Source organism: Snodgrassella sp. ESL0323, from assembly GCF_013346865.1.
GTDB classification, from domain to species: Bacteria; Pseudomonadota; Gammaproteobacteria; order Burkholderiales; family Neisseriaceae; genus Snodgrassella; species Snodgrassella alvi.
This window is the reverse complement of record NZ_JAAEDT010000020.1, coordinates 224444-247831: the sequence shown is the minus strand read 5'-3', so window position 1 is coordinate 247831 and position 23388 is coordinate 224444. Positions and strand designations below refer to the sequence as shown.

Sequence of the window (23388 nt, the reverse complement as noted above, 5' to 3'; positions counted from 1 at the left end):
TCTGGTTTTTGGGATTAATTATTCATTAAACAGGTACTTCTTTCGATAAAAGTAAAAGAGCAGAAGTCGGGATTAGGGAGCGGGAACTGTGGTATTGTTAAGAAGCTAATTTGAGTATGTTACGTTAGCGTATTTTAGATTTTGTGATTAAGGCTAAGGCGTGAATAATCATTTATTCATTATTAATATGAAGGGATGGAAGTAGTTATGTGGTGTATTAAAAACTTTGATGAGATTTCATCACATGATTTTTTTCACATTGCCCGCTTGCGTATTGATACTTTTATCGTGGAGCAACAACGCGTTTGTTCTGAGCTGGATGACTGGGATTTGCAGGCTAAACATGTTTACTACCAGCGCGACGGGAAGATATTGGCATATGCAAGGATGTTTCTGGCAGGAGAGCATTTTACATTTAGTCGATTTGTAACGCATCCATCCGTACGCGGCACCGGACTCGGAGACCAGCTTGTTAATCTGATTCTGCATTATGCTAGGAATCATTATGCTGAATATCCGGTCAAAATAGAGGCGTACCGGCAGGTTCTTAAATTTTATCAGCGACATAATTTTCAGATACAGGGAGCGCCTTATATTACTGACGGAATACCCTATGTAGAGATGTTGTATCCGCCACAAAATAAGCAGGCGAATACAGATTGAGAATTGTTCAGAGACTGATCGACAGAGTGATTTGTCTTTATCCATAAAAAACCGGTACTGTGTACCGGTTTTTGTTCAGTAAAATTATTGCGGATCCAGATTAATACCGTTTTTTTGCAAAAGCTGATTAATTTGTTCCTGTACTTTCTGCTGTTTGGCTTGTTCACGCAATTGCTCTTTAATCTGGTCAAATGCAGGTGCGTTAGGTGCCTGACGCATACCGGCCAGTTTCAGCAAAATGTAATGACCATCAATAGTAATGACATTTGCTGAAATCTGACCATTTTTCAATTGAGAAGCTAACTGGGCAAATTCAGGCGGCAATTGCTGAGGATTCACCCAGTTGCTGGCTGGCGCTTCCGGATTAACCTGTTTGTACAGTGTTTCGTAAGCCAGGCCTTTTTTCAGTTTGGTTAAACCTTCTTCAGCCGCTTCTTTGCTTGGAAAAACAATTGGCAGTAAATTTATTTCCTGACTGACCTGACTATACTGCCGGCGCAGATCACTGTCTTTTATTTCAATGTTAGCAGCCAGATAATCTACGTATTGGGCGGCATAAAATTGTGCCTGCACATTTTGCCATGCTGCCTGAGTTTCGGGTTGTTTATCCAGTCCTGCTTTAATGGCCTCAGCTTTTAATAAATCAGCTGTTTGCAGGCGCAGGGTAATTTCTTTCTGAATTTCTGCCTTATCCGGTACCGGAGCACCTGGCTGAGCCTGCATCTGACGCTCAAACTGTTTCAGCATAACGTCAATACGCTGGCTGTCAATTTTGGGCGCATCAGCAAAAGCGAGTCCGGCTGCCATGATACTTAAGCCGGCTAGCCAAGGAATGCTTTTTTTCATGTTGAGTATTCCTTATTTCTGTTCTGATTAATAAAATAACTCAGAATTAAATTATTATTTGATAGAAGCACTTTTGTACAGTTGGTCAATATGCTGGGCTATTAAGGCACTTTGTAAGCGACGTGACAGAATAGGCTCCATTTCTTTCTGACTCGGTAGTTTAACATTGCGCTTATCATTTACATAGAACACAGCATATATATTGCCGTTACCCTGTACCGGCGTGGCAGTATACTGACCTTTTTTCAGATCTTTAATGGCATTATATACTGGGGTAGCACTTTCCTGCAGATCTTTAAGGGAAACGAAACCTTTAGCAATACCGCCATTATCGCGTCCGGCAGGATCAATCGTATATTCTTTGGCTACAGTACTGAAACTTTTTTTCGCTTTTAACTGAGCAATAGCCTGATTTGCTGTGTTTGTATCACGGGTAAGAATTTCGCCTAGTTGCACTTCCTGTGTGCCATTGTAGTATTTTACCATGTCGTTATATGCGTTACTTACATCCTGAGGTTTTACCGGATTGTTTTTTGCTACGCTGACCAGGTAGGCCTGAGTCAGCAGATCGTCTTTGAAGAGCGTCCATTCTTCCTTGAAACCCGGTTTTTTATCATCGCCCAGGCGTTTGGCTTCTGCCTCAGCCTGACTCAGTGCTTTTAAATACTCAGGATCTTTGTCAAGATTCTGTTTTCTTGCAGCCTGAATTAGCAAAGTACGGGTAATCAGGCGGTCAGTGATATTTTTACGCAATTCGGCGGAATCCTGAATCTGATTCTGGCTTTCCTGTACCAGTAAGGCTACCTGATTATCGACTTCTTTGCTGTCAATTTTGGTTCCGTTAACAGTAACTACAGTCTGGGCTGCGGCAATGCCGGTTAGTCCGAACATGATGGCAGCAGCAATAAATTGTTTTTTCATGGTTAACTCTCTTTTTAGTTTAAGTAGATAAAAATAGATTATTATCTGGTTAAGTATTCGCTATGTGTGCATGCTCTGATACTTAAGGCATGAATAGTATTTGTTCTGAATAAATCTTCAAGTAACTGATGAACCTTACGCTGCCGGGCAAGACGAGATAAACCAGTAAAAGCATCACTGACAATCAGCAGGCTGTAATGTCCACCACCACGATGACCTTTATGTCCTGCATGTAAATGACTGTCATCGGTCAGTTCCAATTGCTGCGGAGCCAGTATTTGCAGACGCGTTTGAATAATAGTCTGAATATCAGTCATTTGGCAGAATTTTTTTAAAAGGACGGATCAGAATTTCTTCAAATACTCCAGCATCAACGTAAGGATCCTGTTCGGCCCATGCTTGCGCTTCATCCAGAGAATCAAATTCGGCAACAATCAGACTGCCGGAAAAATGACTGTCATCTTCGGGTAAAGGGTTAGGACCGGCCAGAACCAGACGCTTCTGTGCCTTTAGTTCTTCTAAACGCGCCAAATGTTTTGGCCGTGCTTGCATACGCGCTTCGTGACTGTTATCGGCATCAGTGGCCATTAGCATAAACAGCATTACAACTCATCCTTTTTAGTATATTGACTAATATATACTGTTTGTCCAACAAGAAATAAAAATAATATTGTGGTACTGCCAAAGAGTTTGAAATTAACCCATTGTGGTTCGGTAAAGGTGTAAGCAACCCAGAGATTAAGTGCACCTAGTGCCAGCAGGAATATAACCCAGATATAGGTTAGTTTACGCCATGCAGGGTCGGGCATACTGATTTCTTTTCCAATGGTACTTTTCAGAACATTTTTGCCGCACAGGTGTGAAATCAGCAGACCTGCCGACATAACCCAGAACAGGACGGTCGGCTTCCACATAATGAAGTGCGCATTTTTTGAGATTATAGTCGCTCCGCCCAGTATGACGACCAGTAATAGACTAACCCACTGCATTGTTTGCAGGCGCCGGTATTTAAACAGACACCACACAGCCTGAATAATACCTGCTGCGATGGCTACTTCGGTGGCAAGGATAATATTTTTGGTTAAGGCATAGGTAGTAAAGAAAAGAATGACTACCAGGAATTCAAATACTGCTTTCATTATCGGGAATAGATATCTTTATTTTCTGGTTAACAAGTAATTAAGGGGATATATATGTGCCATAATACCCTGAGTTTTTACACTTGGCACGTGTTAAAGTAAGCTAATAAACAAAATTTAACTATTGTTGTATATTGGATTCAGGCTTTCTGAATGATGATTCGTCTGAAAATGTCCACAGATAAACCGGATTTGAATGAAAGTTAAGTAAAGGATACTTGGCATTAAAGTGTCGCAAAAGCTATTATAGCGTGAGATAATATAAAAACAGGTTTAGTAAACGTTAAACACCAATTGCATTTATTTTTTAAAAGTACTTGTAAAATTTTCATAGTAAATAGGCACATACGCCTGACGGCATTGGTGCATTACCGATGAGGGTACGGGATTGAAAAACGCAAATAATTTAAAAATCATCGCATTGTCTTTATGTATGTTAGCCAGTGCACCTGCCTGGGCAGGGCTAGGTAGCTTACAAGTTAGTTCGGCACTGGGTGAACCGTTTTCAGGTAGCGTTGTGGTGACAGGGGACGAAGCTAGGGCAGCGTTAAAAGGACGTCCGGCTGTTGCAGGAGCACCATTGCAGGTACGTGTAACCGCACAAGGACAAAATGCTGTGATTCATTTGCGTTCCAGTAAACCTGTGCATGATCCGATGCTGACTTTCAGTCTTACTGCCGGTAGTCAGGGGCGACAGTATACTGCGTTGCTGGATCCTCCTGAACGCAATCGCTCAGCCGGTAAAAACAGAGCAACCGGCAAACAGCACAGACCTGTACATCCTGCACCGGCACGTTCTGTAAAAGAAAAATCTGCAGCACGGGCTACTGTCGCATTACAAAACGGTCTTGCTTCCGAAAATGCGGTAGTGAAATATAATGTCGATAATAATGAAACCCTGATGGATGTTGCACGTAAGGTACGGCCGCAAGGGCTGAGTTTAGAGCAGACCATGCATGCTATACAGGTAGCCAATCCGAATGCTTTTCGTAACGGTAATCCTGATTTGATGTATCGCAATATCAGTCTGGATATTCCTTCTACTTCACAACTGAAAAAATTATCCAAAGTACCACTTAAAACAGCTGTAAAACCGGAAGTGACACAAAATACAACACCGGCAGTAACAAAAGAAAATCCCAAAGTAGCAGCTAATACCGGAGATACGGCTGCGTCGGAAGTTCAAACTAAAGAAAGCACTGTTAAAGCAGAAACATCAGCAGCGTCTTCAGTTCCTGCTCAGGCTTCAGCCACTATTCAGGCTTCAGAAGTTGCTCAGGCTTCAGCTCCTGCAGCAAGTGCGACATCAGTGGTTAAGGCTGAGCCCATACAACCTAAAGTCAATAATACACAACCGGCAGAAGAGCCCGAAAAAGAATCTTTCCTGCCTTCATGGTGGCTTTATGCTCTGGCTGGTTTTGCCGGTGTGCTGTTAATTGCCGCGTTACTCTGGCAAAGAAGTAAAAAACAAAATAGTGCGGATGATGAGGATTATTCATCTGATGATGACGAGGATGAAGATGATGTTGTATTTAACTCTGAGCCGCCTGAGGTCCGACAAACTGTACCTGTTCAGACTAAAACAGCGGCAGCTCCGGTGGCGGCGACTACAGCCACTGAGGCCGCAGAAGAAGATGATGACTGGTCATGGTTGAATGATGCCGGGGTGTCAGATACACCAGCTAAAGCCGATGATAAACCTGCTGCTGATGTGAAAACAGAATCTGTAGCTCTGCTTTCTGATAATAAAGCGACAGAAACAAAACAGGAAGAAACAGATACTGACTGGCTCAATTTCAATTTCACTGAAGAGGAACACACAAATACGGCAACTCCGGCAGCTGCTGAGCAAAATGGTGAAGATGATTTATCCTGGCTGGATCAGCTTGATGACACTGAGCAGCCGGAGGTATTGGCTTCACAAGAGCCGGTTGCAGCTGCGGCTCAGGAAAAGGTTGCAGATAATGCCGATTTGGAGTGGGTAGTTGCAGATGAGCAACAGTCTGCTGAAACACGTCAAGATACCATTCAGGTTGCACCGCAATCTGAACCTGTGGCTGCATCGGAAGACGATACGTTAAATAATCTGTCTGATTTGCAATGGGACGATGACTTCAAATTTGATGATGAAACCAAACATGAAACTTCTGCTGCGGAGCATGAAATTTCATCTATTGAGCAGACTTTAGCACCACACGATCAGCATGCATTTGCAGCAGAAGATGATGCTATTTCCACAGATATTGATTGGGATTCATTAGGAATAAGTGATGATGATTCAGTAGTTCAGCCTGTTGTATCCCCTGTTGCCGCTGATGAAGATGCAACAGATATTTCAGCCTTGGATTTTGCTCTGGAAGAGAATAAATCTGAACCGGCACCAGCTGTTAATGCAACTTCTGCACCAACAGGACCGATCTCTTCATTTGCCACCGGTGATGGTGGGCAGGACTGGCTGGAACAATCAGCCGAACCTGAGCAGGTTGATAAACCTCTGACTCCTGAACAGCAGGCTATTCCATTACAAGCTAAGCTGGAACTGGCAAAAATGTATCTGGAAATGGATGATGCAGTTACTGCTCGTCAGACGTTGCGTGAATTGGTTGATGAAGCTAATGGCACGATACTGGCAGAGGCACAAAATCTGTTACAGCAATTAGGTGGCTGATTCTCCTTGCTTTGGTTGAATTGTCAGGTGCATTAATTTCTGTATTTGAAACACTAAATAGCCGAATTCTGTTTATGGAATTCGGCTATTTTATTTGCTGTAAATTTGTCGTATTTTTTAATATATTACGCATATAAATTTCAGTTATTAATTGATTTTATTGCAGGTTATAAATTTGCTTTTAAGGTGTATCAGCTTATGAAACAAGCTGAATGTAACTGTTAAGAAATAGGATAGTGGTGCGTAATGGCGTGCAGAAACGGGCATTGCAGCCAGATCAAATCATTCTGAACTAATATATATTCTGATTTGACAGGTCTATTAATAATGTAAGCGAGTCTATTATCAGGCTATTTTTTATTGCTGCTTTGCAATGAGCAGTTACATAGTTTTCAAATATGAAGGCAGTTAACGGCTATGCGATAATAATGAATGTGGTTGATGTGATTTATTTGGATTAGAAACAGGCATGGTTGCTAACAGAGAAGAAAATCAGGTGATTACGCATGAAGGTGGTTTGCCTGTACAGCGCTGGGCATTAACTCTGGCTTATGATGGGCGTGCCTTTCATGGCTGGCAAAAGCAGCCGGATGGTTTGTATACTATTCAGTCGGTTCTGGAAGATGCTTTGAGTTCCATTGCCGCTGAACAAATCAATGTTGTGGTAGCAGGACGTACCGATGCCGGTGTTCATGCAACGGGGCAGGTGGTACATTTTGATACGTGTGCGCTGCGAAGTGCCGAAGCATGGTTGCGCGGTACGAATACAGCGATGGATAAAAATATTCGTATTATCAAAGCACAACCGGTGGCTGCTGAATTTCATGCCCGTTTTGACGCATTCGGGCGACGTTATCGTTATATGCTTGAATCCAGCCGGGTACGTATGCCGCAACTGCGTGGTCGTGTCGGTTGGACTCACTATCCGTTGAATATGGCGCTAATGCGTGAAGCTGCGGCAATGCTGGTGGGAGAACATGATTTTTCCAGTTTCCGCTCCAGTGACTGTCAGGCTAAATCACCGGTAAAAACTTTATATAAACTAAACCTTGTCGGTAGTCCGGAATTAATGGCAATCGATTTTTATGGCAGTGCGTTTTTACACAATATGGTACGTAATATTGTCGGTGCTTTGGTGTATGTGGGTGCAGGTAAATTGAGTGTGGCCGGTTTTGCTCAGTTGCTGGCAGCCAGAAGCCGGCGGCTGGCACCGCCAACATTTATGCCGGACGGATTATATCTGACTGGTATTGATTATCCGCAGCAATGGGGTGTGGAAACAGCTACTTTACCCGTGTGGCTCTGGCCATATCTGGATTAATGCCAATATTGCGGGCAAGTTTGAAAAGGGGCCGAGGATGAAAATTCGAAGCAAGATTTGCGGGATGACCCGTGCTGAAGATGCAATACTCGCTGCCCGGCTTGGGGCAGATGCAATCGGACTGATATTTTTTTCTGGCAGTAAACGCTGTGTCTCTATTGAACAGGCGCAGGCAATTACTCAGTGTATACCTCCGTTTGTAACAATAGTCGGGTTGTTTGTTAATGCTGCTACAACTGAAGTACAGGAAGTGCTGAGGCATGTGTCTCTGGATGTACTGCAATTTCACGGGGATGAAAATGCTGAATTCTGCCGTCAGTTTCAACGTCCGTATATTAAGGCAATAAGAGTAGGTGAAACAGCTGATATTGAAACTGCAGCAGCTACATATACAGATGCCCGTGCTTTGCTGTTTGATGCAGCTGTTGCCGGGCAGTATGGCGGTACAGGTCAGACTTTTGACTGGCAGATGCTGCCAGACAGGCTGGATATTCCATGGATACTTTCTGGTGGTCTGAAGCCGGAAAATATTGCTTTGGCTATCAGACAAAGCAAAGCTATGGCTATTGATGTATCCAGTGGTGTGGAAGCATCGCCCGGAATTAAAGATGAGCGAAAAATGCGGGCTCTGATGGCGGCTGTTAATCAGTTTTCTGAATAAGTAATAATCTGATTTTATAATAAAAAATAAGAATTTTTATGCGGTATTTATTATTTTGGCATAGAAACTGAAAGCAATATCTGCAAGCCTGAATTTTATCTAGTTTATTACTGGGCAATAAAAATATATTTATAAAATAAGAGTGGTTCTGGTTTTGAAGATGAAAAGCCGGAAAGTGAAATTATTCTGTTTGAATATTATTTTTGTACTCAAACAAATATGGCTGAAATGATTGAGCTTGTGGATATTCTGGAGCTGAAACTAGCTATTTTACGTTTTATTGACAGATCATCATAACAGACCCGATAAAAAATAATACTAATCAGTATGAATGATTTGTTTTTTCTGTTTTAAAACAGAGGTATAAAAGTAAATTTTGCAAAGTGATTCTATTTTCTCAGATTTTTATTGGAAGTAATGTCATTGATGCTGGCGCTAGATTATCTGACAGCCAATATTGATTTATTAAGATTAGGTTTTTTAAATGATGACAGATATAACAATAAGTATGTAATCAAAATTCATGTTGTTATTTTAAGCAGCTCTTATTTGTGAAATTAATAACCTGCATTTTTTATTGGCACAGAAGCAGAACTCTTTTATTTATTCCGGATTAAGTATAGATAACGGGATAATGGATTTAAAAGGTGATAATATGGCCGGATAGTTTTACTTTGCGGGTAAATTGTCGCTCAATGGAAAAAAATATGAAAAATTATCACTATCCTGACGAACAGGGTTTTTTTGGTGAGCACGGCGGGCTGTTTGTATCGGAAACACTGATTGCAGCTTTGGCTGAATTAAAACAGGTTTATTATGAAGCGAAAGCTGATCCGGCATTCTGGGCACAGTATCATGAGGATTTAAAATATTATGTAGGCCGTCCCAGTCCGGTTTACTATGCACGGCGCTTGTCTGACTATCTGGGCGGAGCGCAGATTTATCTGAAACGGGAAGATTTAAATCATACCGGTGCACATAAAATTAACAACACGATTGGTCAGGCTTTGCTTGCACAGCGAATGGGTAAAAAGCGGGTTATCGCTGAAACCGGTGCTGGTCAGCATGGTGTGGCCTCTGCTACGGTAGCCGCGCGTTTCGGTTTGGAATGTACGGTGTTTATGGGTACTGAGGATATCCGCCGTCAGGCACCAAATGTGTACCGGATGAAGCTGCTTGGTGCTCAGGTGGTTGGGGTGGATTCCGGCTCATGTACGCTGAAAGATGCCATGAATGAAGCATTGCGTGAGTGGGTGGCACGGGTAGATGATACCTATTATATTATTGGTACCTCAGCCGGTCCGATGCCTTATCCGGAAATGGTGCGAGATTTTCAGTGTGTTATCGGAAATGAAGCAATACAGCAGATGCAGGAAGCCATCGGTCGTCAGCCTGATGTAGCAGTAGCCTGTGTCGGCGGCGGTTCGAATGCGATTGGTTTGTTTTATCCTTATATTAATGTGACTGAAACTCGTCTGGTAGGGGTTGAGGCGGGTGGTCTGGGCTTATCCGGTTCTCAGCATGCCGCGCCTATCAGCTCGCACAGCCCGATGGGGGTATTGCACGGATTCCGGGGTTATCTGATGCAGGATGAAAACGGACAGGTGATGAATACTCATTCTGTTTCCGCCGGTCTAGATTATCCCGGTGTGGGGCCAGAGCATGGTCTGCTGCATGATATTGGCCGGGTAGAGTACGAAGCCATGGGTGATGAAGCTGCTATGGAAGCGTTTCATTTACTGTGTCATAAGGAAGGTATTATTCCTGCACTTGAATCCAGCCATGCGCTGGCATGGGCAGTAGCCAATGCACCGAAAATGAGTCCAGATGAAGTCATTCTGGTGAATCTGTCCGGCCGAGGGGACAAAGATATTAATACGGTTGCCCGGCTGGACGGAATTAGTTTGTAGTAAATATTTGTTGTATGTATGAATAAGAGTATTAAACTGTCTTCCGGTCAGATTTTTATGATGGCTCTGGCCATCGGTCTGGCCGTAGCCAGTAATTATTTTGTCTTTCCGCTGATAGAAGTAACTGCACGCTATTTTGGTATGAATGTTGCCAGTAGCGGCATGCTGATTACGCTGACGCAGCTTGCTTATGCGCTGGGGCTGATTTTTCTGGTACCGCTGGGTGATTTGCTCGATAACAAAAAGCTAATTGTATCGCTGTATGTTGTAGTGGGTATCAGTGCGCTGCTGATAGCATTTGCTCCTGATTTATGGCTGTTTATTGCCGGTCTGGTGATGGTCGGTGCCTTTTGTACGGTGGCTCAGGTGCTGATGCCGCTAGCCGCCAGTCTGTCAGAACCCGAACAGCGCGGGCGGGTAATCGGTACGCTGATGAGCGGGCTGTTACTGGGTATTCTGTTGTCACGTACTTTTTCCGGTATGGTTGCCCATTGGTGGGGCTGGCGTACAGTATATATGCTCGGTGCGGCAATGCTGCTGTTAATGGCACTGATTTTGCAATGCAAACTGCCTCATGTGCAGCGTGAACACAGTACTCTGGGTTACTGGAAAACGCTGGTATCGGTTTGGTCGTTATTATGGCGTACACCATTATTGCGGCAACGTGGTGTGCTCGGGGCGCTGGATTTCTGTTTGTTTTCAGTGTTGTGGACACCATTGACGTTGTTGCTCAGCCATGCACCTTATCATTTCAGTTTGAGTACAATTGGTTTATTTGGTTTATTTGGTGCGCTGGGGATTTTTGGTTCCAATGTGGGGGGCTGGGCTGCGGATAAAGGCCACACTTATGCGATGACAATAGTTTGTGCCTTACTGTTTTTGCTTAGCTGGTCACTGCTGTATGCCGGAGGGGTGCATTTATGGGCATTGATCGGCGGGGTAATTTTGCTGGATTTTGCGATTCAAGCATTGCATATCAGTAACCAGTCGCTGATTTATCGTTCTGATCCGGCGCTCAAAGGCCGGATTACTTCCGGTTATATGAGTATGTATTTTATCGGTGGTGTACTCGGCTCACTTGCTTCTGCTATGGCTTATGCACATTATGGCTGGAACGGGGTTTCGTTACTGGGCGGAGGAGTGGCAACGCTGATTTTGCTGTGTGCACTATTCTTTAAATGTGAACGTATATCTTAAATCTGTGCTGCTGAACTGATCTGGCTGCCGGCTGGCGACGGATTAGTTTCTGTGGTTGGTAATAATTATTATTGTGAATAGGATTATTTATGTCTAATCATGCTGTGATGACAGTGATTGGTAAAGACCGTATTGGTATAGTTGCTGAGGTAGCCACGCTGCTGGCAGAGCATCAGGTTAGTATTGTGAATATCAGTCAGCAGTTAATGGATGATTATTTCACTATGATTATTTTGCTGGATGCGGAAAAATGTACTTTACCGCGCTTAGAGTTCAGTAAATTTCTGGATAGTGAAGGCGAAAAACGGGGATTGCACATCCGTGTGCAGGATGAAGCATTGTTTAATGCCATGCACCGGATTTAGGAGTTATTTATGTCTTTTTCTATTCAGAATAATGAAATTCTGGAAACTGTACGAATGGTATCCGACCAGCATTTCGATGTGCGTACGATAACTATTGGCATTGATTTGCATGATTGTATTGATACAGATATCAAGCGCCTGAATGAAAAAATTTATGCCAAGATTACCCGTGTCGGTAAAAATCTGGTACAGACGGCAACTGAGCTGTCGGCTAAATATGGTGTACCAATTGTGAATCAGCGCGTTGCTGTAACACCTATTGCTCAGATTGGTGCTGCTACCGGTGCTGATTCTTATGTATCGATAGCACAGACACTGGACAAAGCAGCAAAAGCCATTGGTATTTCGTTTATCGGCGGCTTTTCTGCATTAGTGCACAAAGGAATGAGTGCTGCTGATGAGATATTAATCCGATCAATTCCTGAGGCTATGGCCTGCACAGATGTCGTATGCAGCTCGGTAAATATCGGTTCTACCCGTGCCGGCATTAATATGGATGCTGTACGGCTGATGGGGGAAACCATCCGCCAGACTGCGGCAATCACGCCAGAAGGTTTTGGCTGTGCCAAGCTGGTAGTTTTTTGTAATGCGGTAGAAGATAACCCGTTTATGGCCGGTGCCTTTCATGGTGCGGGAGAAGCAGACTGCGTCATTAATGTTGGTGTATCCGGACCGGGCGTAGTATGTGCTGCGTTGCAGAATACACAAGGGCTGTCCCTGACCGAAGTTGCCGAGCTGGTGAAAAAAACCGCATTCAAGATTACCCGTGTGGGTGAACTGATCGGCCATGAAGCCAGTAAAATGCTGGGTATTCCGTTCGGTATTCTGGATTTATCTCTGGCACCTACTCCAGCAGTGGGGGACAGTGTTGCCCGGATTCTGGAAGCGATGGGGTTGAGTGTCTGCGGAACGCACGGCACGACTGCGGCGCTGGCATTACTGAATGATGCTGTGAAAAAGGGCGGTATGATGGCTTCCAGCGCAGTAGGCGGATTAAGCGGTGCGTTTATTCCGGTATCTGAAGATGAAGGTATGATAGCAGCGGTAGAAGCCGGTGTGCTGACGCTGGATAAACTGGAAGCTATGACGGCGGTATGTTCGGTCGGGCTGGATATGATTGCTGTACCGGGCGACACTCCGGCCAGCACATTGGCGGGAATTATTGCGGATGAAGCTGCTATCGGCCTGATTAATAGTAAAACTACAGCAGTGCGGGTGATTCCGGTTACCGGTAAGGATGTCGGTGATTACGTAGAGTTTGGCGGTTTACTCGGCCGAGCTCCAGTTATGCCGGTGAAATCCGGTTCCTGTGAGGTATTTATTAATCGTGGCGGACGAGTACCGGCACCAGTGCAGTCAATGAAAAATTAAGGGATGTGCTGTACCGCATGGTATGATGCAGGCTATGATAATCAGCACTGGCAGTGTTGCAGGCAGATAAAATCTGACTGTCCGCAGGGAGCGGCAGGATGATGGCTGGCTGAATCAATACACTGCTAAAGTGTTCGGAAATGAGTTGAGAACATAATGAGTAGAATTCAACATACGTTTGAGCAGCTGCATGGACGGACTGCTCTGGTATCGTATATCACTTGTGGTGATCCGGATCTGGCTACAACAGTACAGCTGATGAAAACGCTGGTAGCCAATGGTACAGATATTATTGAACTGGGTGTGCCTTTCTCTGATCCGATGGCCGACGGACCGGTGATTCAGTCAGCTGCCGAGCGTGCTTTACGCCAGAATGTGTCTCTGAGTGATATATTTCAGGTGGTTAGTCAGTTCCGGCAGGAAAATCAGACAACACCAGTGGTGCTCATGGGTTATCTGAATCCGGTTTATCATATGGGTTATGAACGTTTTGCCAGTGCTGCTGCGCAGGCTGGTGCGGATGGTGTGCTGACAGTAGACTGTCCGGCCGAAACGATTGATGATTTGCATGAGCAGCTCAGGAAATACGGGCTTGACTGCATTTTTCTGATTGCCCCTACTACTACAGATGAGCGGATTAAACTGATTGGCAGTAAGGCCAGTGGTTTTGTTTACTATGTATCACTTAAGGGAGTGACCGGTTCATCACGGTTGGATACGGCCGAAGTTTCGCGTAAAATTGATCATTTACGCCAGTTTATACAGGTGCCTATCGGTGTGGGTTTTGGTATTCGCGATGCCGACAGTGCCCGCCGTATCGGAGCAGTAGCGGATGCTGTAATCGTTGGCAGCCGCTTTGTGCAGACAATAGCCGAGCATACTGGTCATGAGGCCGAAGCTCTGGCTCCTGTTGTCGCTGAGCTCAGACAGGCTCTGGAATAATCTGTGTAACATCCTAATTCTGTATGGCGGCCTGTTCCGGCTGCCGGCAATAACCGGGAATAAAAGAATGAGTTGGTTAGATAAAATCCTGCCGCCTAAGATTAAAAAAGATGCAGCGGTTAAATCCGCAGGTATCCCTGAGGGATTGTGGCAGAAATGTCCGTCCTGTGCGGCAACTTTATATGCCACGGATTTGAAAAAGAATATGGAAGTGTGCCCGAAGTGCGGATATCATAATCCGGTGTCAGCACGGGAACGTATCAGTATGATGCTGGATGAAACCAAACTGTATGAAATTGGTAAAGACATCAAACCAGTTGATATTCTCAAATTCCGTGACAGCAAGAAATATACTGACCGCTTAAGTGCTGCCCGTAAGCTGACGCAGGAAGATGATGCGCTGCTGGTGGTACGCGGAACCATGAATGGTGTACCTGTGGTTGTGGCCGCTTTTGAATTCAATTTTATCGGCGGTTCAATGGGTTCTGTTGTGGGTGAGCGCTTTGTTCGCGGCGTACGTGAGGCGGTAAAACATAACTGTACCTTTATCTGTGTGGCCGCTTCCGGTGGTGCACGCATGCAGGAAGGTCTCAATTCATTAATGCAAATGGCTAAAACCTGTGCTTCATTACATTTGCTTGCTGATAAATCACTGCCTTTCATATCAGTATTAACCAATCCGACTATGGGCGGTGTGTCTGCCAGCTTTGCGTTTATCGGTGATGTTGTTCTGGCTGAGCCGAATGCTCTGGTTGGATTTGCCGGTCCGCGGGTGATTGAACAAACTGTACGTGAAACTTTACCGGAAGGCTTCCAGCGTTCGGAGTTTTTACTGGATAAAGGGGCAATCGATCAGATTGTTGACCGGCGTGAATTAAAAAATCGAATTGTTCGACTGATTGGTTTGTTACGCTCAGAAGCCAATGCGGATGCCGCCTGACACAGTTTGTATCTGTATAATCGAATAATGGTTATAGCAATGCCCTGATATATTTTTCAGGGCATTTTTATTGATAGATACTAAAAGGATACATCAGTTAATTTTGAGCTATGCCTGTAATTGTGCCAGTAATACTGGTACATGGCTGCGAGCAATATCTTTGGCCGCCGTAAGCAGCCATAGTTGCTGATGCTGCTCATGCAGTTGCTTCAGTGTGCGCAATGCTTCCTGTTGTTGTGGCAGGCTGAGTTCCTGCTGATACAGCCGGCAAAATTCCTGATAATGATTTTCAGGATTCTGGTGCAGCCATTTTCTGAGCGGGCCGGACGGGGCAACAGCTTTAATCCACTCAACTCCGCTTAGTCTGATTTTACTGATACCGCGTGGCCACAGGCGGTCTATTAATACTGCCGGCTGCTGATGCTGATAGGTATATACACGTTGAATGTTATACATGGCGATTGAGCTTAACTATAATAAATTATCAATCATAAATTTTTAATAATTGTATCGGCAGGCATGTCGGTAAACCCGTAACTACATATGTATGCTGATGTAGTATTAAAATAGTATGATTTATTTTAATCAGTATGGTGATTGTAATGTAATGGGCAGTATTATTATGAAAAAATATAAAAAAGCAGCCGGTACGGCTGCTTTTGACTATAGATATGGATGATAATTATTTCTGATTTTTGCTCAGTTCCTGCTCTAGATCATTTTTACGCATTAGCCCGGAAATGGTTTTGCCATTCGGGAAAACTAAAGTCGGTGTACCATCAATACCAAATTTATTGCCCAGCTTCATAGTGTCTGCTACAGGGTTGTCACAATTGGCCACAGCAGCCGGCTCTTTCCCATTGCGCATCCACTCGGTCCATGCGGTTGTACGATCTTTCTGACACCATATCTGTACAGCTTTTTTCTGTGCGTTCGGATGCAGATCAGGCACCGGCATCAGGAAAGTATAGATGGTAATATTGTCAATCTGGGCAATTTCTTCTTCAAGTTTTTTGCAGAATGGGCAGTCAGGATCGGAGAATACAGCCAGTACTCGCTGTCCGTTACCGCGAACCTCTTTAATTGCCTTATCTAAAGGCAATTCTTTAAAGTCTATTTTTGATAAGTCACTGACACGCAGTTCAGTCAGATTTTTCTGATGTTCCAGATCAATTAAATTACCAATCATAATATAGCTGGCATTTTCGTCGGTATAGATAATCTGATTACCGGTAATTACTACTTCATAAATACCTTGTAACGGCGTGGTATAAACACCTTGAATATTTAATTCAGCACCCTTGAGCATTTTACGCATTTTGCTGGCCAGATTGGTACTTATTTTTTTACTGATATCTGCATTAGCAGAACTACCGGATTCAGCCACATTTTTAGCAGATATAGAGGTTGTAGTACCAGAGGCTGAACTTGCTGCAGAATCAGCATTGTGTACAGGAGTGCCGTCGCAGGATGTGATTAATGGTATGGTCAGCAAAGGAGCAAGCCATTGCCATAAGTAAGATTTTTTCATATTAGAATTCTTTTGTTGTTTGTTAATCAATTATTGCGGATTCATATGTTGTTATTATGCCTAAGCTGAGAAAAGCATAAAAGTGTTTAAGTAGAAAATTCTGCTGTTTTGCCACCAAACAGAATGAAACAGGCAGAACTGAAAAAGTTGCTGCATGAATACAACGGAATCTGTGGTCTATATAATCTGTTTTTTATCTTAGACCTGTCTGGCTACTTGTTAGTATAAAGCAATCATGTGCAAAGTGTAATAGTGTTTTGCGATTAAACGGCTAGCGCAGGCAATGGCTTCATGCCACAATACTTAATCCGATAATTAATGTGAATTCTTGCTATGACTCCGATTTTGGCTTTCGACATAGAAACTGTGCCGGATGTAGCCGGCATTCGTATTCTGAATCATTTGCCGGCAGAGGTCAGTGATGCTGATGTGGTGGAATTTGCCTTGCAGCAGCGACGAGCCAAAAACGGTAACGATTTTATGCAGCTGCATTTGCAGCAGGTAGTGGCTATTTCCTGCTGTATGCGCTGGGGCGCAGATAAAATTCATGTGGGTAGTATCGGAACGCCGGAAGACAGCGAAGAAACTTTAATTGCGCGTTTTTTTGAGCTGATTGAAACCCATACACCTCAGCTGGTGAGCTGGAACGGTGGCGGCTTTGATTTACCAGTATTACATTATCGTGCTTTGATTTATGGCATCAGTGCGGCACGCTACTGGGATATGGGCGAGGGTGATTTTGGTGACAGTCGTGATTTTAAGTGGAATAACTATATCAGCCGCTATCATGCACGCCATTGTGACTTAATGGATTTACTGGCTTTATATCAGTCCCGTGCTTGTGTACCTCTGGATGATATGGCCAAACTATGCGGCTTTCCGGGAAAGCTGGGTATGGACGGTAGCAAAGTCTGGGCAGCTTATCAGCAAGGCGAGCTGGCACAGATCAGACATTATTGCGAAACCGATGCAGCCAATACTTATTTAATGTATCTGCGCTTTAATCTGTTACGCGGTTTCCTGGATGCAGACGAATATGAGCACGAGATTCGTTGTCTTAAAGGTTATCTGAGTACGCAACAGGCGGCACACTGGCAGGAGTTTCTGAGTGCATGGGGCAGATCGGTCTGATTATCAAAACAAATTAGCCGAAAACTGAAATGATGATTTGTATGAGATGTTTTCTGAGATGAGTATGCGCAGGCTGGTGCTGGTCGGAGTGGGGCTGATTGGCGGTTCGCTGGCTCTGGATTTAAAACGTGCCGGACTGGTTACTGAAGTAGCCGGCATTGATATCGATGCCGATAATCTGACTCGTGCACTGGAACGGCGGGTAGTTGATTATACCTATACGCAGATTAATGCAGAGAGTGTGGCAGAAGCCGATATGGTGCTGATAGCCACTCCGGTGAATACTTTACCGGCAATTTGCCGTCAGCTAGTTCCCTATTTATCTGAGCATTGTATTGTTACTGATGTGGGCAGTACCAAGCAGCTGGCATTAAAGGCCTTTGCTGCTGAATTACCGCATCATTATCCGCGCTGTGTGGCCGCTCACCCGATTGCCGGTTCAGACCGGCATGGTGCACTGGCGGCGCAGTTTGGTTTATTTGCCGGAAAAAAATGTATTGTTTGCGCTCATGAACAGCAGGACGAAGCTGCATTACACACAGTTGTTGCTATGTGGCAGGCTGTACAGGCGCAGATTTATCATCTGGATGCGGCGCGACATGATGCAATTTTTGCTGCTGTCAGTCATTTACCGCATATGCTGGCTTATGCATATGTACACCAGTTGGCCGAAGCAGCAAATGCCGATGAATTGTTGCAATTTGCCGGCAGCGGTTTTCGGGATTTCACCCGCATTGCAGCCAGTAATCCGCAGATTTGGACAGATATCTGTCTGGCTAATCGTCAGGTACTGGCTGGTTTACTCCAGCAGCAGCAGCATGAACTGGCATATTTACAGGACTGTCTGCAACAAGGCGATGTACAAAAATTGACTGCTTTTTTTGCAAAAGCACAGAAAATACGCGAAGACTGGAATAATTAGTATTCCGGCAACCGAAGTCTGCGGTAAGTATGCCTGATGACTATATTGTTCAGGCTAAGTTATGGTTAGATATAATGTTTTTGTGGATTGCTTCCTGAGAAAGATATGTGCAGTTAATGAATTTTGCGGTATTTTTAAATAAAATAACTATATTTTGTCGAATTAATACAAAATATGACTTGCTATGCATGCGTAGTTGAGGCATAATTCGCTTCGTTAAATCAGCTCCTAGTTGGTTTAACAGTTTCTCCTCTATTTCTCCTTTGTAGACTTGGCGCACACTTAATCGTGTGCGCATTTTTTTATTCCTTTTTCTTTATGCTAATGGAATTTTAAAGCTGATGGTCTGTATTAGTATTTTTTTGATGGCTGAGTAAATAAATATAGTCTGATGTGTAGTTGCTTTCAGCTTCGGTGACAGAATTGTTCATTATGGCTTGAGTAAGTGAATTTTCCAGACAGATATGAATACTGACAATCAAAGGTATTCGGTGCTGTCATGCAAATAGAATTAATGCTAGGATAAATTCTTTTGACCAATTTAGTCATTAGATGACCGGTCTGATTGTTTCTGAGGGTACTTTGATATGGACGCTAAAATCTCTGGTGAAAGTAATCTGCAAATTTTGTTGAAATCTGCTTCTCCGCAGCATAATCCGGGCAAATATGTATTTTGTACTGTACAGCAGCCTGCACCAGCATTGCTGACCGCTGCTGTGGCGATTATGCAGGAAAACGAGGGTACTACGTTGGTTTTACCGCAGGCAGTTGCTGATGAGTATCAGCTGAATTATGAATATATTGCTGGCTGGATTACATTAATGGTGCATTCTTCGCTGGCGGCTGTCGGGCTGACTGCTGCTTTTGCGCATGCACTGGCACAACAGAATATCAGTTGTAATGTTATAGCCGGTTATTATCATGATCATATTTTTGTGGCTGATGATGATGTGCAGCAGGCTTTGGTTATTCTGAATAATCTGGGTCAGGCATCATAGTTAGCTTATGCGATAGATAAAACCATGAATGATGATATTCAATAACGGTGTTGGTGGTTTTGTTGAGCGGAGAAAGAAAATAATTTTGACTGTTTCTATGCTTTGCTGAAACCAAGTACAGGTATTCAGGGTCTTATCAGTACATATAATTTTACCGGTCAGCAAAAAAATAACCATGCTAAGTGTTAACGCTACTATAGTTGTCTTTCTGTATTTAAAAACTGGGATTTTTGCAGAATAAACAGAACAGGGCAGACAATTTATTGTCTGCCCTGTGGTTCAGGATAAGTAATTAATGGTGATGCGGAAAGTCTGCCGGTAATTCACTGGCCGGACAGTTAATAACGTTTTCATCATTTTCGCCGCAATCTTCAATAAAAGTAATGGTAGCAAATTCGTCAATAACTTCTGTCGGATAAACCGGGCCCGCTTCACGATAAGCTTCCATTTGTGCAATATGCTCGTTCTGGAAACAAACAGTATGTTCGGGATTATTCATTACCCAGCGCGGGAAAAAGATGGTGCCGTGAAATAATTTGTCTTCCAGATTGATAATCAGGCTGACATCTGTACCGGTAGGTTCTGTCCATGAAATTTTATATACGCCGGCTGCTACGCGTACCAGATAAACTTTCTGATCTTTTACCCAGCGGTTACCCACCAGACCGCTATGAATACGATAATCGATGGTAGTGGCATTTTTAACATAAACTTCGTAGTTCCAGCCATTGTCGTAGGTATAAACCAGATGTTTACCAAGAATGTTACTTAAATCGGCAGTATCAAATGCAGGCATTTTTTCACCTTTTGAATTGAAATTAATCTGAATAAAAACAAATGAAGTGTAAACCTGTATTTATCTGATGAATAACGCTAATATTGGTTTAAACCGTTCCAAAATTTCGATTGATTAAGTAATGAAAACAACGCTGGAGCAATGGCAGTTATTGCAGGCCGTAGTCAGTTACGGCAGTTTTGCCCGTGCAGCTGAAGCTTTTAATCGCAGCCAGTCTTCGCTAAGTTATCAGCTGACGCTGATGCAGAAGCGTCTGGGGGTAACGCTATTAACTATTGTTGGCCGTCGTGCAGAACTGACGGCATCCGGACAGCAGTTGCTGGCACAGGCATTACCACTGTTGCAGGGATTTGAAGCGCTGGAAAATCGTTCCCGGGCTCTGAAACGCGGAGAGCGGGCAAGATTAGACTTGGTAGTAGACAGTATTTTTCCTAAAGATCGCCTGTTTTCAGCATTGCGCTGTTTTCAGCAGGCTTATCCGTCTACTCAGATACATCTCACAGAGGTATTGCGCAGTGAAAGTTGTACTGTTTTACAACAACGGCAAGCGGATGTTTATATTATCACCCCAAGTGCTGAGATGATGAGGCAGGGTAAGCTATTGCTGGAGGTGAATTTTGTAGCAGTTGTGCGGCATTCGCACCCTTTACTGGATTTACCGGCACCATTGAGTCAGGATGTTCTGATGCGTTACCCGCTGATTGAAATTGTTAGTCGTGAACAACAGCAACTGCCTTACAGGCAGATTACTGCATCAGAAAACTGGACATTCACGACGATTGAAACAGCTATTGAGGCAGTCAGTCAGGGGGTGGGTTATGGCTGGTTGCCGGAAGAACGGATTAAAAATCAACTGGCCTGCGGAGAATTAAAATTATTGCCATTGCGCCAGGGTATGCGCCGTGCAACGCCGGTTTATTTATTTCTCAATCAGGATGAAGAACAGCTGGATGATGAAACTGCATTGCTGGTAAAGTATATTCAGGATGCTGAATTAGTATAAGCATCAAATATTGATGGAATTATGATCTTCTTTGCAGTTTATTAGAATCGCTAAATTGCCAAAAAATGACTGAATTTGCTTTGTAGTGAAAGACATATATTTGGCTGAAATTGATTACAAATAATTTTTGTTACTATAAATCAAGTTTTTCTCAATTAGCCATAGGTAATAACGAAAGGTAGAGTTAGCAATGGATGAAACATTGCTTTTATTTTTCGACGTGATAAAGATTACAATTTGAAAAAAACTTATTGGCAAAATCCAAAAATTCGAAAATAAAATTTAATGATGATGACTAATTAGCAAAAAGGTAACACTAAGTATTACCTTTCAAAGTTACAACATAAAATTATTAATGCTATTTTTTTAGTTAGTAGGATAAGGATCATTTAAATGAATCACCTCGACCACTAATCATATACCAACCATTCTTCCTATGCGGCTTGTTGTAACGATCAGGACAAGGGGGTAACAATTTTTTACTTTGGTCTGAATATACATAGCCACAATCAGCGCATTTATAAGTATAATCGCCTGCAGATATATTACTACCATATGAAGCAAATTTTTGTACCATCATTATAAATTCCTCCAGTAAAATGTTATAAATAATAAGCCGATTTGCTTGTTACCGTAATATATAAATGCTGATTGATGCAAAAATCAAGCCAAGATTGAATAAACTCTCAATATCTTTGCTAAAATAGCTTTAAAATATAAAAAATTTAGATTTTTAAGCTTAAATACTCGATAATAACAGCAACGTAATGCTATCTTATTTTAAATTGATAATAATAGATTCTTATGAGCAATTTGCAAATGAAAATTGTAAAAAGAAGCGCAATCAATATGAAATAACTGGCTAATATTCAATAAAATTTAGCTGATTTTTTTAAAGACTGTCTTAATATATTTTACTTTACGGATAAAAATCATTGGCTTGTTTAACAAGGAGAAAACAACATAAACATCTTAAAATTTTAATTAAAACTAAAATAATGTAACCTAAAAAGCAACTGAGCGCAGGAATAAATATCGTAATAATAAATTCTAAATCATCAAGACCATAACTAAAATAAAGATTTAAAATGCCAAACCAGCAAAAAAACTAATCCACAAAATAATCTTAAAAAAGAAGTTAATACATGTTTTTTAGGGATAATAAATAATTTATTAATTGTGTTAGAAAAAAATAATTTCAAATACCATTGTTATACAAAATATTATCAGAAGGATGTGTGCAGTTACATGACTAATATAAAATTTGCTTTTTAATGAAAAAATATTAAAAGTAATTATAAATGTCAAATAAATAACTCTAAAAAGACAGATCTATAATTTATCCTTAGATAAATATTTAATAATTTTTGGCATAATCAATCCTAAAAAATTTAAGTTAACATCGTAGTTAACCTATAAAAATCTCATCTAATTAAATATGGTTACACTCTGATTAAATTAATATTAACTGCTTTATAATCAATTATTCATCTTGCTTAAGTATACAGTCGCGCTGTAATGGTACCGGACATAATACACCTGGAGATTTATTCCAGATGCAACATCTGCTCTTCCTTCACTTCTTCCATAACCACATAACTGCGGCTTTCGGCTGCTGCGGGCAACTGTAACAGAATGTTACCCAGCATATTGCGGTAAGCGTGCATATTCGGCAGGCGAACTTTTATCAGGTAGTCGTATTCACCGGAAATCAGATGACATTCGAGCACATGCGGAATAGTCAGAACTTCACGCCGGAAATCTTCAAAAATATTGCCGGATTTAGAGCGTAGTTTAATTTCAACAAATACCAGCAGGCTCTGATTCAGAGCGCGAGGATTGAGGCGGGCGTGATAGCCGGTAATAATGTTTTCCCGCTCGAGCCGCCGTACCCGTTCGGTAACTGGTGTGGTGGAAAGACCAACCTTATCGGCCAGCTCGGTCATGGTCATCCGAGCATTTTTCTGAAGCAGGGACAAGATTTTCATGTCCACTTTATCTATATGGTGCATGGTTTTTGATAGTATTAATGTGAGTATTTATTAAAATACTCCATTTTTTTG

At 42.7% G+C, this 23388-nt stretch carries 23 protein-coding genes; 14 read left to right on the top strand and 9 right to left on the bottom strand.

Features of this window, described 5'->3' with window-relative positions:
- Positions 1-207 precede the first annotated feature (207 nt).
- Positions 208-663, top strand: a complete 456-nt coding sequence (locus tag GY065_RS09785) for a GNAT family N-acetyltransferase (protein WP_174833954.1) — start codon at positions 208-210, stop codon at positions 661-663.
- Between the two features lie 84 nt (positions 664-747).
- On the opposite strand, the gene GY065_RS09780 is transcribed toward GY065_RS09785, so the two are convergent.
- Genes GY065_RS09780 through GY065_RS09760 form a run of 5 tightly spaced genes read right to left on the bottom strand, consistent with a single transcriptional unit; the run spans position 748 to position 3569 of the window.
- The gene (locus tag GY065_RS09780; RefSeq protein ID WP_037474436.1) at positions 748-1509 is read right to left on the bottom strand and encodes a peptidyl-prolyl cis-trans isomerase; all 762 of its coding nucleotides are present in this window, start codon (positions 1507-1509) and stop codon (positions 748-750) included.
- Between the two features lie 54 nt (positions 1510-1563).
- A complete protein-coding gene (locus tag GY065_RS09775) occupies positions 1564-2430 on the bottom strand; it encodes a SurA N-terminal domain-containing protein (protein WP_174833953.1) in 867 nt (288 codons plus the stop codon).
- A gap of 41 nt (positions 2431-2471) precedes the next feature.
- Positions 2472-2747, bottom strand: a complete 276-nt coding sequence (locus GY065_RS09770) for a BolA family transcriptional regulator (protein ID WP_100117225.1) — start codon at positions 2745-2747, stop codon at positions 2472-2474.
- Entirely contained in the window at positions 2740-3033 is a 294-nt protein-coding gene (locus GY065_RS09765) for a YciI family protein (protein ID WP_174833952.1), read from the bottom strand. Before GY065_RS09765 ends, GY065_RS09770 begins: the two co-directional genes overlap by 8 nt.
- Positions 3033-3569, bottom strand: a complete 537-nt coding sequence (locus GY065_RS09760; protein ID WP_174833951.1) for a septation protein A — start codon at positions 3567-3569, stop codon at positions 3033-3035. Before GY065_RS09760 ends, GY065_RS09765 begins: the two co-directional genes overlap by 1 nt.
- A gap of 388 nt (positions 3570-3957) precedes the next feature.
- Between GY065_RS09760 and GY065_RS09755 the strand changes: the two genes are divergently transcribed.
- From GY065_RS09755 to accD, 9 genes are all read left to right on the top strand, one after another.
- A complete protein-coding gene (locus tag GY065_RS09755) occupies positions 3958-6237 on the top strand; it encodes a FimV/HubP family polar landmark protein (RefSeq protein ID WP_174833950.1) in 2280 nt (759 codons plus the stop codon).
- 469 nt (positions 6238-6706) lie between these two features.
- A complete protein-coding gene (truA, locus tag GY065_RS09750) occupies positions 6707-7558 on the top strand; it encodes a tRNA pseudouridine(38-40) synthase TruA (protein WP_174833949.1) in 852 nt (283 codons plus the stop codon).
- A gap of 37 nt (positions 7559-7595) precedes the next feature.
- Positions 7596-8219, top strand: a complete 624-nt coding sequence (locus tag GY065_RS09745; RefSeq protein ID WP_174833948.1) for a phosphoribosylanthranilate isomerase — start codon at positions 7596-7598, stop codon at positions 8217-8219.
- Positions 8220-8926: 707 nt separating this feature from the next.
- Positions 8927-10129 carry a tryptophan synthase subunit beta gene (trpB, locus tag GY065_RS09740; protein WP_174833947.1) on the top strand — a complete coding sequence of 401 codons (1203 nt, stop codon included), beginning with the start codon at positions 8927-8929 and terminating at the stop codon, positions 10127-10129.
- Positions 10130-10147: 18 nt separating this feature from the next.
- Entirely contained in the window at positions 10148-11326 is a 1179-nt protein-coding gene (locus tag GY065_RS09735; RefSeq protein ID WP_084548352.1) for an MFS transporter, read from the top strand.
- A gap of 89 nt (positions 11327-11415) precedes the next feature.
- A complete protein-coding gene (locus tag GY065_RS09730) occupies positions 11416-11691 on the top strand; it encodes an ACT domain-containing protein (RefSeq protein WP_025331370.1) in 276 nt (91 codons plus the stop codon).
- 9 nt (positions 11692-11700) lie between these two features.
- A complete protein-coding gene (locus GY065_RS09725; RefSeq protein ID WP_078475379.1) occupies positions 11701-13062 on the top strand; it encodes a PFL family protein in 1362 nt (453 codons plus the stop codon).
- A 156-nt stretch (positions 13063-13218) separates the two neighbouring features.
- Positions 13219-14004 (top strand): tryptophan synthase subunit alpha, encoded by a 786-nt coding sequence (trpA, locus tag GY065_RS09720; protein WP_174833946.1) that lies wholly within the window; start codon positions 13219-13221, stop codon positions 14002-14004.
- A gap of 67 nt (positions 14005-14071) precedes the next feature.
- Positions 14072-14944, top strand: coding sequence for an acetyl-CoA carboxylase, carboxyltransferase subunit beta (gene accD, locus GY065_RS09715; protein WP_174833945.1), 873 nt, complete (start codon positions 14072-14074; stop codon positions 14942-14944).
- A gap of 108 nt (positions 14945-15052) precedes the next feature.
- On the opposite strand, the gene GY065_RS09710 is transcribed toward accD, so the two are convergent.
- Positions 15053-15400 (bottom strand): DUF488 domain-containing protein, encoded by a 348-nt coding sequence (locus GY065_RS09710; RefSeq protein WP_174833944.1) that lies wholly within the window; start codon positions 15398-15400, stop codon positions 15053-15055.
- A 226-nt stretch (positions 15401-15626) separates the two neighbouring features.
- On the bottom strand, positions 15627-16475 hold the full coding sequence (locus tag GY065_RS09705) for a DsbC family protein (RefSeq protein ID WP_174833943.1): 849 nt from the start codon (positions 16473-16475) through the stop codon (positions 15627-15629).
- 333 nt (positions 16476-16808) lie between these two features.
- Between GY065_RS09705 and GY065_RS09700 the strand changes: the two genes are divergently transcribed.
- The 3 genes from GY065_RS09700 to GY065_RS09690 all read left to right on the top strand — a co-directional run bounded on the left by GY065_RS09700 (position 16809) and on the right by GY065_RS09690 (position 19526).
- Positions 16809-17606, top strand: coding sequence for a 3'-5' exonuclease (locus GY065_RS09700; RefSeq protein WP_174833942.1), 798 nt, complete (start codon positions 16809-16811; stop codon positions 17604-17606).
- Positions 17607-17664: 58 nt separating this feature from the next.
- Entirely contained in the window at positions 17665-18528 is an 864-nt protein-coding gene (locus tag GY065_RS09695; RefSeq protein WP_100117213.1) for a prephenate dehydrogenase/arogenate dehydrogenase family protein, read from the top strand.
- Between the two features lie 587 nt (positions 18529-19115).
- Complete coding sequence (locus GY065_RS09690; RefSeq protein ID WP_194241850.1) at positions 19116-19526, top strand: ACT domain-containing protein; 411 nt, start codon at positions 19116-19118, stop codon at positions 19524-19526.
- A gap of 292 nt (positions 19527-19818) precedes the next feature.
- Here the strand turns inward: GY065_RS09690 and GY065_RS09685 are convergent, their stop codons facing one another.
- Positions 19819-20322: a phenolic acid decarboxylase gene (locus GY065_RS09685; protein ID WP_084548358.1), complete on the bottom strand. Its 504-nt coding sequence runs from the start codon at positions 20320-20322 to the stop codon at positions 19819-19821.
- A gap of 121 nt (positions 20323-20443) precedes the next feature.
- On the opposite strand from GY065_RS09685, the gene GY065_RS09680 reads away from it, so the two are divergent.
- Positions 20444-21325: a LysR family transcriptional regulator gene (locus GY065_RS09680; RefSeq protein ID WP_174833941.1), complete on the top strand. Its 882-nt coding sequence runs from the start codon at positions 20444-20446 to the stop codon at positions 21323-21325.
- A gap of 1547 nt (positions 21326-22872) precedes the next feature.
- On the opposite strand, the gene GY065_RS09675 is transcribed toward GY065_RS09680, so the two are convergent.
- Positions 22873-23337 carry an Lrp/AsnC ligand binding domain-containing protein gene (locus GY065_RS09675; protein WP_037474892.1) on the bottom strand — a complete coding sequence of 155 codons (465 nt, stop codon included), beginning with the start codon at positions 23335-23337 and terminating at the stop codon, positions 22873-22875.
- Positions 23338-23388 lie beyond the last annotated feature (51 nt).

Excerpts from the sequence above, each read along its gene's own strand:
- GY065_RS09735 (WP_084548352.1), top strand. The coding sequence starts at position 10,148 with ATGAATAAGAGTATTAAACTGTCTTCCGGTCAGATTTTTATGATGGCT.
- GY065_RS09705 (WP_174833943.1), bottom strand. The coding sequence starts at position 16,475 with ATGAAAAAATCTTACTTATGGCAATGGCTTGCTCCTTTGCTGACCATA.
- GY065_RS09680 (WP_174833941.1), top strand. The coding sequence starts at position 20,444 with ATGAAAACAACGCTGGAGCAATGGCAGTTATTGCAGGCCGTAGTCAGT.
- GY065_RS09725 (WP_078475379.1), top strand. The coding sequence starts at position 11,701 with ATGTCTTTTTCTATTCAGAATAATGAAATTCTGGAAACTGTACGAATG.
- GY065_RS09675 (WP_037474892.1), bottom strand. The coding sequence starts at position 23,337 with ATGCACCATATAGATAAAGTGGACATGAAAATCTTGTCCCTGCTTCAG.
- GY065_RS09785 (WP_174833954.1), top strand. The coding sequence starts at position 208 with ATGTGGTGTATTAAAAACTTTGATGAGATTTCATCACATGATTTTTTT.
- truA (WP_174833949.1), top strand. The coding sequence starts at position 6,707 with ATGGTTGCTAACAGAGAAGAAAATCAGGTGATTACGCATGAAGGTGGT.
- GY065_RS09730 (WP_025331370.1), top strand. The coding sequence starts at position 11,416 with ATGTCTAATCATGCTGTGATGACAGTGATTGGTAAAGACCGTATTGGT.
- accD (WP_174833945.1), top strand. The coding sequence starts at position 14,072 with ATGAGTTGGTTAGATAAAATCCTGCCGCCTAAGATTAAAAAAGATGCA.
- GY065_RS09710 (WP_174833944.1), bottom strand. The coding sequence starts at position 15,400 with ATGTATAACATTCAACGTGTATATACCTATCAGCATCAGCAGCCGGCA.
- GY065_RS09690 (WP_194241850.1), top strand. The coding sequence starts at position 19,116 with ATGGACGCTAAAATCTCTGGTGAAAGTAATCTGCAAATTTTGTTGAAA.
- GY065_RS09775 (WP_174833953.1), bottom strand. The coding sequence starts at position 2,430 with ATGAAAAAACAATTTATTGCTGCTGCCATCATGTTCGGACTAACCGGC.
- GY065_RS09695 (WP_100117213.1), top strand. The coding sequence starts at position 17,665 with ATGAGTATGCGCAGGCTGGTGCTGGTCGGAGTGGGGCTGATTGGCGGT.
- trpB (WP_174833947.1), top strand. The coding sequence starts at position 8,927 with ATGAAAAATTATCACTATCCTGACGAACAGGGTTTTTTTGGTGAGCAC.
- GY065_RS09685 (WP_084548358.1), bottom strand. The coding sequence starts at position 20,322 with ATGCCTGCATTTGATACTGCCGATTTAAGTAACATTCTTGGTAAACAT.
- trpA (WP_174833946.1), top strand. The coding sequence starts at position 13,219 with ATGAGTAGAATTCAACATACGTTTGAGCAGCTGCATGGACGGACTGCT.
- GY065_RS09770 (WP_100117225.1), bottom strand. The coding sequence starts at position 2,747 with ATGACTGATATTCAGACTATTATTCAAACGCGTCTGCAAATACTGGCT.
- GY065_RS09700 (WP_174833942.1), top strand. The coding sequence starts at position 16,809 with ATGACTCCGATTTTGGCTTTCGACATAGAAACTGTGCCGGATGTAGCC.
- GY065_RS09780 (WP_037474436.1), bottom strand. The coding sequence starts at position 1,509 with ATGAAAAAAAGCATTCCTTGGCTAGCCGGCTTAAGTATCATGGCAGCC.
- GY065_RS09760 (WP_174833951.1), bottom strand. The coding sequence starts at position 3,569 with ATGAAAGCAGTATTTGAATTCCTGGTAGTCATTCTTTTCTTTACTACC.
- GY065_RS09745 (WP_174833948.1), top strand. The coding sequence starts at position 7,596 with ATGAAAATTCGAAGCAAGATTTGCGGGATGACCCGTGCTGAAGATGCA.
- GY065_RS09765 (WP_174833952.1), bottom strand. The coding sequence starts at position 3,033 with ATGCTGTTTATGCTAATGGCCACTGATGCCGATAACAGTCACGAAGCG.